Source organism: Bifidobacterium sp. 2450, from assembly GCF_041900695.1.
Taxonomy (GTDB): Bacteria; Actinomycetota; Actinomycetes; order Actinomycetales; family Bifidobacteriaceae; genus Bifidobacterium; species Bifidobacterium longum.
Map to the genome: position 1 here is coordinate 95,404 of NZ_JBHEEA010000005.1, position 16,461 is coordinate 111,864.

Sequence of the window (16,461 nt, forward strand, 5' to 3'; positions counted from 1 at the left end):
CGACCCTTGCGGGCCGACGTCATCACTTGGTCTTGATGGCCTCGATGGACTTGGTGATCTCGGACTTCAGGGAGGAGGGCAGCGGAGCGGTGCCGGCGGCATCCTGAGCGGCCTTCTGGCCCTCGACGGAGGTCACGTAGGTCAGCCAAGCCTTGGCGAACTCAGCCTGCTTGGTGTCCTTGTAGGCCGGGCAGACGATGTCGTAGGAGACCAGGACGATCGGGTAAGCGCCCTCGGCCTCGGTGGCGTGGTTGATCTTGATGACAATGCGGTTGTCACCCTTAACGGTGTCGTCCTGCTTGGAATCCCCAATGACCTTGGAGCCGGCCTCGACGGAAATCTCGTTGTACTTGTCGCCGACCTTGACGGCCACGGTGCCCAGGTCGTCGACCTGGGAGAAGTCAGCGTAGCCGATGGTGCCGTCAGCCTGCTTGACGGTGGAGATCACGCCGGAAGTGCCCTTGGCACCCTGGCCAACCTCGTTCGGCCAGTTCTCGGAGAGGTCGTAGGTCCAGTTGTCAGGGGTGACGTCCTTGAAGTAGGAGACGAAGTTCTGGGTGGTGCCGGACTTATCGGAGCGGTGCACCACGGTGATGGCGGTGTCGGGCAGCTTCAGGTCCTTGTTCTGATCGGCGATGGCCGGATCGTTCCACTTGGTGATCTTGCCGTCGAAGATCTTGGCGATGGTGGCAGCGTCCATGTTGATGTGCTTGCCGGCATCGGAAACGCCCTTGAGGTTGAAGACCACGGCGATCGGGGAGATATAGACCGGGACATCGAAGGCGGTACCTTCAGTGCACACGGACTTGGACTGCTCAACTTCGTCATCGGCAAGGGCCTTGTCGGAGCCGGCCCAAGCGGTGGCACCGGTCAGGAAGGTCTGCACGCCAGCGCCCGAACCGGACGGGTTGTAGGCGATCTTGGCCTCAGGGTTGGTGCCCTGGAAGCCGGCGATCCAGGCTTCAACGGCGGCCTGCTGAGAGGAGGCGCCGGCGCCCGAGAAGTTGCCGGAGATCGGGGTGGACTTGGAAGCGGAATCGGAGGAGGAGCTGTTGTCGGTCGTGGTGGCGGTGTTATCGCCGCAGGCGGCCACGGAAGCGAGCATCACAATGCCGGACAGAGCGGCAATGGAGCGAACGAGGATGTTCTTCTGCATGATTATTACTTAATCCCTCTATCAACTATTCGCGGGCGGCTCAGCGCTGCCCGGTCAATTCATGACAACTACAAGCGTATTGGTGGTTTCAAGGGCCCAAAACCGAAATCAGTAAACAGAAGATGAACACTTGGATGTTTGTGGGCTACGTTGAGGCTACGTAGTTTTTTGGAGCGGACTCGCCTGCGGCGAGCCCACAATCCACGACAAAAAAGGCGACCCGAAGGCCGCCTTCCATTTACTCCGCGGGAGTATCGATCTTGTATCCGAGACCACGCACGGTAGTCAGATACTTGGGGTGCGCCGGATCTTCCTCGATCTTGGAGCGCACGCGCTTGACATGCACGTCGAGCGTCTTGGTGTCGCCCACATAATCCGAACCCCAGATGCGGTCGATCAGCTGGTGACGCGTCATCACACGGCCCTTGTTCTGCATGAGGTATTCGAGCAGTTCGAATTCCTTGAGCGGGAAGAACACGGTTTCGCCGCGTACGGTGACCTGATGCTGGCCTACCTGCATGGCGATATCGCCGCACACCAGCGGAATATCGTCATCCACAGTGCCGGAAGCCTGGGCCGTGGCCTGATTGCGACGCATCACGGCACGGATGCGGGCCAGCAGCTCACGGAAAGAGTACGGCTTGGTCACATAATCGTCCGCACCAATCTCAAGGCCAACGACCTTATCGATTTCGGCGCTCTTGGCGGTGAGCATAATAACCGGCACACGGCTCTGCTCACGAATGCGACGGCACAGTGCAGTGCCGTCAATGCCCGGCAGCATCAAATCAAGCAGCACCAAATCGATGCCGCCCTTGGTGAACAGTTCCAGACCTTCCTCGCCAGTGGCGGCGGCGGACACGTCGTATCCCTCGCGTGTGAGCTGGTATACCAGCGGCTCGCGATAGGATTCCTCGTCTTCGACGATAAGAATGCGTGTCATAGTAGCCTTTCTTGGGTATGTCCCCGTGCGCATAGGCGCAAAGTTTTCCGACACTATCGTAACCATTTGTTCTCCGTTAGCCTGCTGTTTCCTGAAAGTACGTAATTGCGTAATTGGGCTACGCGCGGTGTGCGCACCTCGCCCACTGTGTGATTGTGTGGCAATGGAATGGCACCATATCGGTCACCAACCAAGGCCCTACGCTTGTGTCGACTCGTCCGGCCGGGCCTCGTCGTCATCCTCATCCGGGGCGGCCGGCAGCTCGATGGTGAACGTCGACCCCTCCCCCGTACGCGACCAGACCGAAATCCGACCGCCGTTCTCCTGCACGCAGTGCTTGGTGATGGCCAAGCCAAGTCCCGAACCGCCGGTCTCGCGCGAGCGGGCCGGGTCGACCCGGTAGAACCGCTCGAAAATGCGGTCCAGTGATTTGGCGGGGATGCCGATGCCCTGATCGACCACGCGAATGGTGACTTTGCCATCGCGCTCCCCCACGCCGACCGCCACAGTGGTGTGTTCGGGCGAGTAATGGATGGCGTTCTCCACGAGGTTCTTGACGGCGGTTTGCATGGCCTCTTTGTCGGCCTTGATCATCGGACCGCTCGTGGCTGGGCTGCCTGATTCTTCCAAGGAACCTCCGCCATCGGTCAACTCCTCGACCTCCGTGGGCACTGACTGTCCGTTGACGCTCAGCCGGATATCCACATGGCGGGAGTCGGCTTGGGTCTGATTGGCGGCGATGGCGGCGCGTGCCACATCCAGCGCGGAAATGCGCCGCGCATCAATCACACTTTGCGGGCTTTGGGCTTTCTGCAAGTCGATAAGATGATGCACCAGTTCGGTCAGGCGCGCGGATTCCTTGGAGATACGGCCGGAAAAATACCGTACGGCGTCCGGATCATCGGCGGCGGCGGTCACGGTTTCGGCCAGTAGCGAGATGGCACCGGCCGGAGTCTTGAGTTCGTGCGAAACGTTGGTCACAAAGTCACGGCGAACGGCCTCGAAACGGCGCTGCTCGGACATGTCGTTGATGAAGATGGCGTACAGGTCATCGCCGATATCGCCAATGCGCACACGCAAATACAGCGTGTTGGACGGGCGTGACTGGCCGGCCTCCAGTCCTCGGCCATTAGAGGACGGATAGGAATTGCGATTGACCGGCAGCTGAACCTCACGCTCACGCACGCCACCGTCGGCGGCGGCCTGAGTGAGGATGTCCTCGACTTCGCGCGAGTTGAGTCGGTCGCCGGAGACTAGGCCGAATGGCACTGAGCCGGAGCTTGAATATTGGACCAGGCCGTTGCGGTTGGTAACAATCAGGGCTTCGGGCAGGACTTCAATCAGGCGACGCTCGGTGGGGCGCACGGGCGCATCATCACCGAATAGAGAACGCGTATCCTCGTCGCGGGAAAGGTCCTGTTCGGCGGCGAGCCGGCCTGAAACGCGGCCTTTGTTGTAGGCGATGACGGCAACCCACGCCAGTATCAGCGCGGCGAGCACCACAATCACGACGATCTGCCAGATATCCATGATTTCCAGAGTAAAACGTGCAAGGCGTAGTGAGATGCCCAAACTACGTAAGTTCGTCTATTGTTCATTTTTGGCGGGATGACATAACAAAATGCTCCCGCTGGCGGGAGCATAATATGGGGAGCTTTATTTACAGCTCGTAGTCCTTGTCCTTGCTTTCCTTGATCAGGAACAGAGCGAGCAGGGCGAGGGCGGCCATGATGGCCATGTACCAGCCCACACCGGCAACGCCGAACTTGGAAGCAACCAGGGCCTGGGCGATGGTCGGAGCGAATGCGCCACCGAAGATGGCGGCGAGGTTGTAGCTCAGGCCGGCGCCGGAGTAGCGCACGTGCACCGGGAACAGCTCAGGCAGGTAGGCGCCGCAGGGGCCGAACAAACCACCCATGATCACGAAGCCGACGCACAGGAAGATCATGATGTGGGCGGCGGAGTGCACGAGCAGCATCGGCACGAAGAAGCTGAGCACCAAGGCGGCGGCGGTCACGGCAATCATGACCTTCTTGCGACCCACCTTGTCGGCGTACACGCAGGAGACCACGATGAAGATGGCGAAGAACACCACGGAGCACATCTGCATGAGCAGGTACTCGCCCTGCTGGAAGCCCAAGCCCTTGACGCCGTAGGCCAGCGACCAAGTGCCGAGTACGTAGAACAGGGTGTAGGTGATACCCATGGCTACGGTGCCGAGCACGACTTCCTTCCAGTACGGCAGCAGGTCGCGCAGCGGGTGCTTGGAGGTGCGCTTCTCTTCAGTGGCCTTCTGGAACACCGGGGTCTCAGACATGCGGGCACGCACGTACAGGCCGATGATCACCAGCACGGCGGAACACAGGAACGGGATACGCCAGCCGAAAGCAATCATCTGTTCCTTGCTCAGGTTGGATTCGAGCAGCAGGTTCAGGCCGTAAGCGCAGAAGAAGCCAATCGGGGCGCCAAGGTTCGGGAAGGAACCGTACAGGGCGCGCTTGTCGGCCGGAGCGTTTTCGGTGGCGACCAGCGCGGCACCGGACCATTCGCCGGCGAGGCCCACGCCCTGGCAGGCACGGCAGATGCACAGAATCACGACGGACCATGCGCCAATCTGCTCATAACCGGGCAGGCAGCCAACCAGGAAGGTGGCGATGCCCATGGTCATCAGGGCGATAACCAGCGTCTTCTTACGGCCGAGCTTGTCACCGAAGTGGCCGAACAGCATGGAGCCGAACGGACGGGCGAGGAACGAAACGGCGAAGGTCACGAAGGCCATCAGCGTGGCGAGGGTCTGGTTGGACTTGGCGACGTCCGTGAAGAAGATCATGCCGAAGTAGCTAGCAGCGGCAATGGAATAGCAGTAGTTATCGTAGAATTCGATGGCCGTACCGACCATGGAAGCGGCGATGATCTCAGGAACCGAATCCTTCTTCACCGGTTTGGTCACAGCCGCGGTTGCACTTGCAGTCATTTTTTCTCTCCTCATGCTGCAGATAAACCCCAGTGCAGCGTGCGCATTGTGTATTCAATGCTTCGCGACGGTGTTGTCGTCGCTTAACGAATTGAGCACAGCGACCGGCATGCGGGAGAAGAACTGGTACAGCTTGTGGCCCCAGCGATGAACCCCGCACATCGCTGTGCCGCACACCGAGTATGGCTCAGGTTATAAGCAATAGTTTGAAAGCGCTCATATAGTGGTCATCATACCCAAAACGTGGATGGTGAGACGGGCCAGCCCGCCGACTACAGGCGCTTGACGATGTCGACAGCCAGACGGGCGGCGGTATCGGCGTACTCGGAGATGTCGAACTCCTTGAATACCTCGTAATCGGTGTCGGCGTTGTCGGAAAGGGCACGAATCACCAGTGCCGGCACGTCATTGCGGGCGGCGACCTGTGCCACGGCGGCGCCTTCCATCTCCACGGCGTCAGCCCCGGTGAGTCGGATGACCTCCTCGACCTTTTGGGGCGTGTCCACGAAGTAGTTGCCGGAGGCGATGATGCCGGTGATGTGGATAATGCCCGCATTGGCAAGCGCTTCGTCGGCAACTTCCAGCAGACGGTCATCAGAGTGGAATTCCTCCACCGGAGCGTCCGCAGTTCCGGGCTTCCACTGGCCTACGAGCCGCATGTCAGTGTCGAGGTAGCGCAGGGTGCCGCCGAGCACCACGTCGTTGATGTGCAGGTGGGTGTTGAGGTTGCCGGCGATGCCGCTGAAAATCACGGCGTCCGGGGCGAACTCGTCAATCAGCAGTTGCGTGGTGGCGGCCGCATTGACCAGTCCCATGCCGCCTACCGTTGCGGCAACCTTGATGACGTCAGAACCGAAGGAGTCGACCGTGCCGGACACGATGTCAAGGTTGCCCTTGGCGGTGTGCGTCACATGCGTGAGCGATTTGGCAATCAGCGCCACTTCCTCATCCAATGCGCCAATAATAGCTACAGTTTTCATCCCCATACGTAAGTTCCTTTCACAACACTTTCGGCTCCCCTTGTCAGGGGAGCTGGCCACCGAATGGCGGGCTGAAGGGTAGTCAGACGTTTCGTTACATTGCTCCCGTGAGAGAGCCGATGACGCAACTCAGTGCCAACGCCGCGTGGCCACGGCTTCCGCAAGCTCGCGCAGCAAGGCCTCGGTTTCTTCCCAGCTGATGCACTTGTCGGTAATCGACTTGCCATAGACCAGCTGATCAAGCGGCGCGGCCTTCTGATTGCCTCCTTCAATAAAGCTTTCCATCATGATGCCGGTAATACCCTGTTCGCCAGCTGCAATTCTGCTGGCAATATTGCGCACGACTTCGGCCTGACGATGCTCGTCCTTGCCGGAGTTACCGTGCGAGCAATCAACAATCAGACCGTGCGAGGCTGCGGATTCGGCGGGCATTTCGGCGCGTACGTCTTCCATGGCTTTGGCCACGGACTCGGCATCGTAGTTCGGGCCGTGAATCGAGCCGCGCAACACCACATGGCAGTCCGGGTTGCCAAGGGTCTCGACTGCGCAGGCACGCCCCAGATGGTCAATGCCGAAGAACGTGTGCTGCTGAGCAGCGGCGAAGCAACCGTTGACCGCTGCCTTCACCGAGCCGTCAGTGGCGTTCTTGAAGCCGACCGGCATGGAAAGCCCGCTGGCCAATTGGCGGTGGATCTGGCTTTCCGTGTTGCGCGCACCAATGGCGCCCCAACTCACCGCGTCCGAGATGAACTGCGGGCTGGTGGGCTCCAGAAATTCCGTGGCGGCCGCCAATCCTTCCTTCAGCACACCAAGCAAGGTTTTGCGAGCAAGCAACAGGCCCTTGCGAATATTGTGGCTGCCATCAATATCCGGGTCGTTGATCAGACCCTTCCAGCCGATGGTGGTGCGCGGCTTCTCGAAGTACACGCGCATGACGATGAGCAGCTGCTCGCCGAGCTCGTCCTTCAGCCTGGCCAATCGATGCGCGTAGTCCAGCGCGGCCTTCGGGTCATGAACCGAACAGGGGCCGACGATGACCAACAACCTGTCATCTTGGCCGTACAGGCACGCGCGAATCTCATCACGCGAGTAGGCGACGATTTCCTGAGCCTGATCGGTCAGCGGGAGCTCAGCGAGCACTTGCGCAGGCGTGGGCAGCGGCTCCAACTCCAATACGCGGCGGTTGATGATGCGACTGACACCCACCTGATCTTCCCAGCGCGGCACATCAGTGGCAACGAGCGGGTTCTTCCCCTCCCCCATCGCCTGACGAATGGCGCGAAGCTCTTCTGGGGTGTTCAACGGCTGCGGACCGACTTGCAACGGATGCAGCGAATGTGCTGCTTCCTCCTGCTGCTGCATAACATCTCTCCTTGGGTCAGTATCTTTCCCAAGGATAAGATGTCACGGGAACAAACTGACATGACCACCGTTATTGGCAAAAATGCTCACTGAGTGGGTCTCAGTGAGCACTTCTACAAAGACAAAACTACTTAGCCGAGCGGCGAGCGGTGACGGCGTCAGCTAGGGTGTGCAGCAGCTCGTTGGTGCGTTCCCACGGCACGCAAGAGTCGGTGACGGACTGACCGTAGACCAACTGGTCGAGCGGGGCCGGCTTTTGGTGACCGCCGACCAAGAAGCTTTCCATCATTACGCCGGTGATGCCTTGTTCGCCGTGCGCCAGGCGCTCAGCGATCTCTTCGATGACTTCGGCTTCGCGGTTTTCGTCTTTGCCGCAGTTGCCGTGGGCGGCATCGATGACGAGGCCATGCTGGCTCGGGCCGGACGCTTTGGAAACCTTGAGGTCTTCCATAGCTTGACGCACGGATTCGGCATCGTAGTTCGGGCCGTGGCTGGAACCGCGCAGAACCAGATGGCAGTCCGGGTTGCCTTTGGTTTCAGCGGAAATCACGCGACCGTCCAAGTTAATGGACAGGAAGTGATGCTCGAAGCCGGCCGCGAAACAGGAATCGGCGGCGGCCTTAATGGAACCGTCGGTGGAGTTCTTGAAGCCCACCGGCATGGACAGGCCACTGGCCAGTTCGCGGTGGACTTGGGATTCGGTGTTACGCGCGCCGATGGCACCCCAGCTGATCGCGTCGCAGATGTACTGCGGGGTGATGGGGTCAAGCCATTCGGTGGCGGCGGGCAAGCCGAGGCTCAGCACGTCGGTGAGCACCTTACGGGCCAGCCACATGCCCTTACGAATATTGAAGCGACCGTCCAGATCGGGGTCGTTGATGAGGCCTTTCCAGCCGATGGTGGTGCGCGGCTTCTCGAAGTACACGCGCATCACGATCACGAGTCGGTCTTCCAACTCGCGCTTGACGGCAGCCAGCTTTTCTGCGTACTCGTGCGCGGCCTTCGTGTCGTGGATTGAGCAGGGGCCCACGATGACGAGCAGTCGGTCATCGCGGCCGTTGAGCACATCGCGGATTTCCTGCCGCGAGTGGAGCACGAGCTCGCTCATCTCATCGGTAAGCGGCTGCTCCCTCAGGAAGGCACGCGGCGCGGGAATGGGGTCAAGCTGACGAATGTTGACATCGACGGTCTCGGGAAAGACGGCCTGCTCCCCCAAACGACGTTCATCCTCGGAACTATCCGGACCACGTAGTGCTGCCATTGCTCGACTCCTTTCCTTGTATACGACTATAAAGTTGGGCCTTGCGTGCACGTTGCACGAAGGCCCAACTATAGCAGCTATCAGGCCAATGCTCTCCGAGCCCTTGCGATTATGGACTCGCCTACGGCGAGGCTCAATGCTGCCTTCGGCGTCCCTCACGGTCTTACGACCGTGAGCCAGGCCTACGAACAGCCCACTGGGCTGTTCGTTTCACGGCCTGTCGCCTCAGGCGCTTTGGCCGACGCACGCTTCGCGTGCTACTTGGCCAAAGCACCCATCGGGTCCCATGCGGGGAGCATGGTGGCTGGCTCTTCGAGGGCTTTCTGGTATTCCTCCGGCAACAGGGCCTTCGGGACGGCTACCTCGTAGACGTATTCGGTGAACCAGTCGTCGGACATGGTGAAGTAGCCCTTGTCGGCGATCTTGGTGCCCCAAGAGTTCTCCACGCGCCAGCGGCGGGTGGTGTCGTCGTCGGCCACGTCAACGCCGGCGAAAGCCATGGCGTGGTTCATGGCGGAGTCGCCGAAGCGCACGCGGGCTTCCTTGTCCAAATCGAAGTCCACGTCGTACACGCGGCCGTACTCGAACAGGTCGGTGGCCCAAGCGCCGTTCTCACGGTCCATGAACGGGTGGCAGTCGGCACCGAACCATACCGGAATGCCCTGCTCAACGAGAATCTGCTTGACGCAGTCCTTCATGAACTGGTTTGGCACGTTGAGGTACTCGGTGGCGTCGCCGCCAGCCACATTGCCGAGGTGCTCGATGCCGATCTTCTTGCCCTTGGCGTGTTCAGTGCGCGGATCGTCCACCAGGCACACGTAGTCCTCAAGATCAGCCGGACCCACGTACTTCTTCCAGAACTCAACCGGTGTAATCTCGCCGTCGCGGTGGAATTCGCCATCCTTGTCGGTCCATTCCCAGTCGAAGGAAACCGGCGGCTCGCCCAGGTGGATGGTCAGAATACGGTGGCCGGCAGCAGTGGCGTCGGCAATAATCGACTCGACCTTGGAGGCATCGCCGTCAGCGGCGTACATGTGCGCCACGGCGGTGCGCAGCATGTGGCGCAGCTGGGTGTTCATTTCACCGGTGTTCTTGGAGGATTCGGTCTCCGGGAACAGGTCCTTGGGCACAGCGCCGTACTTCTTGTACACGTTCATGGCCATGGTCCACTGGCCGCCATCGCCCATCACGTCGGCGAGCAGGTGCTGCATCAGGCGGGAGTCGGAAGGCTCTCCGGCAGCCACCAGAGCGGCCACATCCTTAAGGAAGTAGTTGACGCGCTCCAGCTTGTCGTAGTACATCGCGTAGTTCTGGGAGAACTCGAACTCCTTCAAGTTCATGTTCTTCTTGGCCACGAAACGGGCCACGTTCAGGGAGCTGAACAGCCAGCAGCGGCCGGAGCGATCCTGATGGGTGGCTTCGCCATTGTCAACGATGGTGGAGAAACGACGCTGCATCAGACGAGCGCGGTCATAATTGCGAGCCACCTTGTCGATGCCGGCGGCGGTCACCGCGTTCATGGCCAGACGGTTGGTGCCGCTCTGTGCGAAATCGCCGCGCAGGGTATTCAACGCTTCGTCGGTCAGAGGCGTCAATTCACTCATGTCATACTCCTTCTGTGATGGTGCGCTTGTGGCGCAGATTCAAACGAATACGGCACCTGGCTCGAAAGCGCAGGTGCCGTAATTCTTACCGCTAGTAGTCTAATCGAAGGCCTGTCATTCGCCGTTCTGCTCAGATACGGCTGGATTCTCCTGAGTCGGGGCCTCCGGTTCGCCCTGTGTCTGGTGCTCGGACGGCTCAGACGATTCGGACTGCTCATTCTGTGCAGCCGAATCAGCCGAATCAGCCGGTGCCGCATCTGTCTCATTGTGATCGTCGGCAGCCGACTCGTTTCCGCTCAACTCACCCGGCTGATCATCGGCCTCGTTGTGTACAGGCTTGACTTCCGGGACGGGCGCAACCACCGGCAATGACGCCACGGCAGCGGCTTCCTGATCCTGACCAGAGGCCGCCGCATTACCGCCGAAAGCGAATCCGGAGAACGCCTGCGAGAACATAGAACGCAGTTCCGAAACACGCTGGGTGATGACGGACTCGCGTTCCTGCAGATCGGCGATGCGCTTGGACAGACCGTCAAGCTCGCTTTGGGCGGCGGCGCGACGCTCCTCGATCTGCGCATCGGCTTCCTCGCCCGCCTTATGTACGATTGCGGCGGCCTGGATGTCCGCCTCCTCGCGCTTGGACGCGGCATACGAATCGGCTTGGTCGCGAGTGTTCTTGGCCTGGCCGACCAACTCATCGGCTTCCCGCTTGGCCGCCACACGACGCTCTTCGAGGTGCTGCAGCAGTTCGTTGACCTTCTTCGTGGCCTCATCCTGCTGAGCGGCGATGTCGTGACGGATCTGCTCGACCTCGGCGTTGACCTGGCTCATCGTGCTGGTGCGCTTGACCTCGGCCTCATCAGTGATTTCCTGACCCTTGGTTTTGGCCGCATCAATGATTTCGCTGGCCTTGCGCTGGGCTTCGGTCATCATCTTGGACACTTGCTCGCGCACGTCGGCGAGCTTCTTGTTGGCCTCGGCGAGCGCCGCCTCAATCTGATCGTTGGAATCAGACTTAAACTTGGTGATCTCCTCATTGGCGCTTTTGCGCATTGCGGCAACCTGCTGGGTCGCTTCCGCCTTCATGTCGGCGATTTCGCGCTCTTGAGTGGAGCGTTCGGAAGCCATCTTCTTGGTGTGCTCTTCGCGCGCGTTGCTGAGCTCAAGCTCGACGGTCTGACGCTGTTCGGTGATGGTCTTGGCGGTTTCGGAGCGCAGTTGTGCGGCGTCCTCGTTGGCGGAGGTGGTCACTGATTCGGCCTGATTGTTGGCGTTCGTCAGAATCGAGGCGGCCTTGGCATTGGCGTCGTCAACGATATGCTGGGCATCCAGCTTGGCGTTGTTGATCAGTGTTTCGGCCTGAGCCTGAGCCGTGGTACGGATGGAGGACGCGTCCTGCTTGGCGCGTTCCAGCAGTTCGGTACTCGTCTGCTCGGCGGAGGCGAGCATCTGCTGGGCGTTCGCTCCCAGGGAAGCGAAGCTGTTGCCTTCCGGCTTCTTGTTCTTCTCTTCCTGAAGTTGGGCCTGCAGTTGCAGAATACGGTCGTCATCCGCCGCAATCTGCTCACGCATGCTGGCCAACGTCTGCTGCGCACGCTTCACACTCTCCTGAGTAGCGTCGAAGGCAGCATCAACCTTCTCCTTGTCATATCCTCGCAGCACCACCGGGAAACGATCCACCATCGCTGTTTATTCCTTTCGCACACGCATAAAGCTCTTGGCACATCCTTGAAGCACTGTAGCGCATCGCACTAACGCTGGGCGTTGAGCGACGCGCAATCGTTACAATGCGTGCGAACCATGTTCTATTCCGGCGTGGCGCGCAGCGTGCTAGGCGATGAGGATGTCGGAGCTGGAGGGCTTGAGATAGTAGCGCACGGCTTCGCACACCACATCACGGCCAGCGGCGATCTGCTGGTCGAGTGGCAGACCACGCTGGCTGGAATCCGCCGGTACGACCGGCGGGAAGCTGACGAATCCGCCCAGCACCCGCTCCTGGGTGGCGGTCCAGTTGAGCAAGTTGTAGAACAGTGAATTACATACGAACGTGCCTGCGTCCGAACTCAGGGTGGCCGGGATCGAATCGTCCGTGAAATCATTCAGGATCGAGCGCAACGGTAGGCGGGTCCAATAGGCGGCCGGGCCATTGGGGTCGATGGGTTCGCGGCGTGGGGTCACGTTGTCCGCGTCCGGCTTGATCGCGTCCATCAGGTTGGTGGCGCATCGTTCAAGCATCACGCCTCGGGCTGCGTGCTTGAGCCCGGTGGCGATGACGATATTGGGCTTGGTGGCCTCAATCGTCTCTTTCAGCGTGGGCCAGGCTTTGGCGAAGCTCACCGGGATGCTGACGGCATGGACGGTGACGGCGACCTGCTCCAACGGATCGTCCGGAGCAGAGGAGACGCCCAGCCCCTGCTCGGCGATGGCCTTGGGCACTTCGACGGCGGGATTGACCTCCACGCCGTCATAGTGGTCGAAGCCGGAGATCACAACATTGAGTTCACGCATAATGCCAGTCTAGCGATGCATCTGGCCGGCCGCTTGGGCCAGCAGGGCGTGCATGCGGGCGCGGGCCTCTTCCTTGGGATCACGACCGAGAATCTCCTCGGCGATACGCTCAGTTGTGGGAATATCCTCCAGCGTGGTGATCTTCAGGTTGGTTTCCGCACCGGAGACAATGGCGACGGGTTCATCAGGCAGATAATCGACCACTACGCGCGTGTCGTCGGTGGGATGGAAGTCCGGGTCGGCGGCAGCCAACTCGTAAGCGTGACGAATCGTCGCGAAGCGGAAGGATTGCGGGGTCTGCGCGCGGAAGGTGTTCGGGCGGTCCGGCACCGACTTGACCACTTTCAAATCGCCCAGATCCTCGGTCAACAGCACGGTGTCGGTTGAGGCGTAGGCCACGGTCGCGGCCGTGAACTGGTCGAGCGCATCAATCGAACCGTCGATGGCGGACTGTTCCACGAACGGACGGACGGCGTCATGGATCAGAATCTTGGCATCGTCCGGAATGCCAGCCGTAGCCAGCATGTCGAGCGCGGCGGCGGTACTGTCCACACGCTCGTCACCGCCGTCAATGATGACGCGGACCTTGGTGTAACCCATCTCGCCAACCAACGTTTCCACTTCACCGCGCACCTTGGGATTGACCACCACCACGATGTCGCTGACGCGATCGCAATGTTCAAAGGCATCAATGCTCCAACACACGATGGGCTTGCCGCCCACGGAGACAAGCTGCTTGGGATTATCGGGGCCGAAGCGCGTGCCGAAGCCGGCGGCCAGCACTACGGCCACCACCGGCACGGTTTGCGCCGGTTTGGCGCCCTGAGCGGGGGCCGGCTGGACGGTAGGCGTCTCGACGGGGGTATCGAAATCTCTCTCAGTCATAGGCACCACCGTAGGGTGAGGGCTGGCCGTCCGTGAACTGCATCACATCTTCTCCACGGAATGTGCTCGCATTCTCCGCTTAGTCACGCACGATGAGGGCGAGGAGGCGGCCTTCGTGTGTTTTGTTGGCGAGCGCGGCGCGGCGGTGCGAGTACCACAGTGGGTTTTCGAGCGTGCACATGCTGTGGCTGATGTTGTCGATGCGCTCCGCGAGCTCGGCCGGTCCTTCGCCGTCCGTGCGGCACAGTTCGGCGAGTTCCGGATCTTCCTCAAGGTACTGGGTGGCGGCGTGCACGCGCGGCATAGAATCGACCACCTGATGTACGCCGGCGAAAGCGAGGTCGATCATTGCCGCCTCGGCGATGTCAATGCCGGCACCACCGAAGCGGGTCTTCGTCTTGGTCAGCGGGAAGCGCTTGATGAACTGGTCAGCGATCTCGTCGCCCACTTCATAGCAGTCGCCGCAGATGCGCGGGCCGAGTGTGGCGACGATGTTCGCCGGGTCGGCACCCTTGCTCTTCATCAGGTCTACCGTGGCGCCGATCACACCACGCTCCAGACCACGACGGCCGCAGTGGGCCGCACCAATGATACCGGTGACTGGGTCGCCCAGCAGCACCGGCAGGCAGTCGGCCGCGAACATGCCTAGGGCGATGCCGGATTGTGCGGTGACCTGGCCGTCCGCCTCGATGACGTGCGGAGTGTCAGTCTCACCATGTGTGCCGGACACATCGAAGCCGAAGGGGGTGTTGATGACGAACGAGTCGTCCACGTCCACAGCCACTCCGGAATGTACTTGGGAGACCAGCGATAGGCGGGCTTGCACCGCTTCGGCAAGTGCGATGCGGTTCGACAGCACGGCCTCAGGTTCGTCGCCGGACTTGCCGCCGAGGTTCAGGTTGCCGTAATCGCCGGTGCTCAGGCCGCCCAGTCGCGTGGTGTACACCACCTTGATGCCGGAGGCCAGTGCGATGGGGATGGTCACCGGAATAGGGCGACCGGCTTTATCGGTAGAGCTGATGCTGTTGGAATCGAGGATTTCTTCGCTGTATTCAGGCATAAGGCATTCTTTCTTGGGTGCGGGCGGTGTTCATGATTTTCATGACCACCCCCCCCAGTCAGCGGGGGCGAAGTGGTAGGTTATTCGGCTTTGAGGGTGGGCTTTTTGGCGCGCGAGCGGATGGCGGCGTTGATGGGCACCTGGTGCGGGCAGGGCATCGAGAACACGTGCGCCGGATTATTGATGGCGGGTACCGGCGTGCCATCGGCATCGCGCAGGCCGGTTTCCGGCACGGTAAAGACCAATGGTCTCTCGCCAGGCAGCAGGAATTCGACCTGTTGACCGGGCTCGATCTTGTTACGGCTCATCAGCGTGACACGTCCGTCTTCGTCCGCGCTCCAGCTCAGCACTTCGCCCACTACCAGCCATGAGCGGAAGTAGGCGGAGCGGTCGGTGTTCTGTGTGACCTTGTGCTCCGGGTAATAGAAGCCGGTGGAGTAGTCGCGGTGGGCCACCTTGTCGGTTTCCTCGAGCAGCCATTCGGGCAGTTCGACGTGTGGGGCCGGGCGAACGGCCGCATGCTTCCAATCGGTCTCAATCTGTTCGACCGCGGTGTTGGACTTGCGGCGCGTGGAACGGGCGTGAGAGCTCATGCCGTCGGGTTCGACGGCGGTGCCGGCCGGCGTACCAGAGGCAGTTGAGTCGGCGGCATCAGCAACCGTCACGCGGTCACGTTCTGCGGCAACCGAGCCGATGACCGAATCGGCAACCGCAGTATCAGAGCCACGGTCATATCCCTCATCGGCCACACCGGCGAACGCGGCATCGGCATTGCGCATCACTTGATCTTCGGTTCCTTGGCCAAAATCGGGGTCGCCCGGGCGAATCACACGGTCGTGGAAAGGCTTCAAAACATTGCCATCAGCGTCTTCAAAACCGCGTTGAATCATGTATTCATTAACCGCGGTTTTGTAGGCGTTGGTCATGGCGGCGATATAGTAGGCGCTTTTCGCGCGGCCTTCGATTTTGAGGCTGGTGGCACCGGAGTCAATCAAATCATCCAAGTGCCCCAGCATATTCATGTCCTGCGAATTGAACAGATAGGCGCCGTTCTCGGTCTGTTCGATCGGGAAGTACTGGCCGGGGCGCTTCTCTTCCACGATCGAATACTTCCAGCGGCATGGCTGGGCGCATTCGCCGTGATTGCCATCGCGGCCGGTCAGATAGTTGGAGAACAGGCAGCGGCCGGAGAAGGCCATGCACATAGCACCGTGGACGAAGCATTCGATGTCGAGGTCATCGGGAATGTTAGCGCGAATATCACGCACGGCCTGCAAGTCCATCTCGCGGGCCAACACCACACGGCGAGCACCAAGCTCGTAGAAGGCGTTCGCAGCCTGATAATTAGTCACGCCGGCCTGGGTGGAGACGTGCAGTTCCAGATTCGGAGCCACTTGACGGGCCATCATCATCACGCCAATATCGGAGACGATCAGCGCGTCCACGCCGGTGTCTTTGAGCTGGCCGACGTACTCGCGCATGGCTTCGATCTCGTTGTTGCGCGGCAGCACGTTGCAGGTCACGTACACGCGAGCGCCGCGTTCATGGGCGTAGCGCGATCCTTCCTCGAAATCCTCAAGGCTAAGGTTTTTGGGAGCCGATCGCATGCCGAAGGCTTTGCCGCCGCAGTAGACGGCGTCGGCACCATAATCGACCGCGGTTTTCAGGCCCCTCAGGTTGCCGACCGGGGACAACACTTCGGGCTTTTTGCGGGTGGGGAGGTTCATC

13 protein-coding genes are annotated in these 16,461 nt (G+C 60.6%); all 13 read right to left on the reverse strand.

The genetic code is table 11. The features are described 5' to 3' along the window. Positions 1–22 precede the first annotated feature (22 nt). Positions 23–1,156, reverse strand: a complete 1,134-nt coding sequence (pstS, locus tag ACEUKI_RS03750; RefSeq protein WP_115770620.1) for a phosphate ABC transporter substrate-binding protein PstS — start codon at positions 1,154–1,156, stop codon at positions 23–25. Between the two features lie 238 nt (positions 1,157–1,394). Then, a complete protein-coding gene (locus tag ACEUKI_RS03755) occupies positions 1,395–2,099 on the reverse strand; it encodes a response regulator transcription factor (protein ID WP_179133499.1) in 705 nt (234 codons plus the stop codon). Between the two features lie 198 nt (positions 2,100–2,297). Further along, complete coding sequence (locus ACEUKI_RS03760; RefSeq protein ID WP_374156517.1) at positions 2,298–3,629, reverse strand: sensor histidine kinase; 1,332 nt, start codon at positions 3,627–3,629, stop codon at positions 2,298–2,300. Between the two features lie 130 nt (positions 3,630–3,759). Then, positions 3,760–5,073: an MFS transporter gene (locus ACEUKI_RS03765; protein ID WP_080785418.1), complete on the reverse strand. Its 1,314-nt coding sequence runs from the start codon at positions 5,071–5,073 to the stop codon at positions 3,760–3,762. Positions 5,074–5,345: 272 nt separating this feature from the next. Next, on the reverse strand, positions 5,346–6,059 hold the full coding sequence (gene mtnN, locus ACEUKI_RS03770) for a 5'-methylthioadenosine/S-adenosylhomocysteine nucleosidase (protein ID WP_374156518.1): 714 nt from the start codon (positions 6,057–6,059) through the stop codon (positions 5,346–5,348). Positions 6,060–6,182: 123 nt separating this feature from the next. Beyond that, positions 6,183–7,415 (reverse strand): 3-deoxy-7-phosphoheptulonate synthase, encoded by a 1,233-nt coding sequence (locus ACEUKI_RS03775; RefSeq protein WP_080785420.1) that lies wholly within the window; start codon positions 7,413–7,415, stop codon positions 6,183–6,185. A 127-nt stretch (positions 7,416–7,542) separates the two neighbouring features. Then, on the reverse strand, positions 7,543–8,676 hold the full coding sequence (locus ACEUKI_RS03780) for a 3-deoxy-7-phosphoheptulonate synthase (RefSeq protein WP_374156519.1): 1,134 nt from the start codon (positions 8,674–8,676) through the stop codon (positions 7,543–7,545). A gap of 257 nt (positions 8,677–8,933) precedes the next feature. Then, positions 8,934–10,280, reverse strand: a complete 1,347-nt coding sequence (locus ACEUKI_RS03785) for a C1 family peptidase (protein WP_374156520.1) — start codon at positions 10,278–10,280, stop codon at positions 8,934–8,936. A 114-nt stretch (positions 10,281–10,394) separates the two neighbouring features. Next, positions 10,395–11,963 carry a cell division protein gene (locus ACEUKI_RS03790; protein WP_115769947.1) on the reverse strand — a complete coding sequence of 523 codons (1,569 nt, stop codon included), beginning with the start codon at positions 11,961–11,963 and terminating at the stop codon, positions 10,395–10,397. Between the two features lie 147 nt (positions 11,964–12,110). Next, positions 12,111–12,788: a pyroglutamyl-peptidase I gene (locus ACEUKI_RS03795; protein ID WP_080785424.1), complete on the reverse strand. Its 678-nt coding sequence runs from the start codon at positions 12,786–12,788 to the stop codon at positions 12,111–12,113. A 9-nt stretch (positions 12,789–12,797) separates the two neighbouring features. Continuing rightward, positions 12,798–13,673: an IspD/TarI family cytidylyltransferase gene (locus ACEUKI_RS03800; protein WP_115769948.1), complete on the reverse strand. Its 876-nt coding sequence runs from the start codon at positions 13,671–13,673 to the stop codon at positions 12,798–12,800. Positions 13,674–13,752: 79 nt separating this feature from the next. Continuing rightward, complete coding sequence (locus ACEUKI_RS03805) at positions 13,753–14,733, reverse strand: polyphenol oxidase family protein (protein ID WP_374156521.1); 981 nt, start codon at positions 14,731–14,733, stop codon at positions 13,753–13,755. Between the two features lie 80 nt (positions 14,734–14,813). After that, positions 14,814–16,460: a U32 family peptidase gene (locus tag ACEUKI_RS03810; RefSeq protein ID WP_374156532.1), complete on the reverse strand. Its 1,647-nt coding sequence runs from the start codon at positions 16,458–16,460 to the stop codon at positions 14,814–14,816. Position 16,461: the final 1 nt, after the last annotated feature.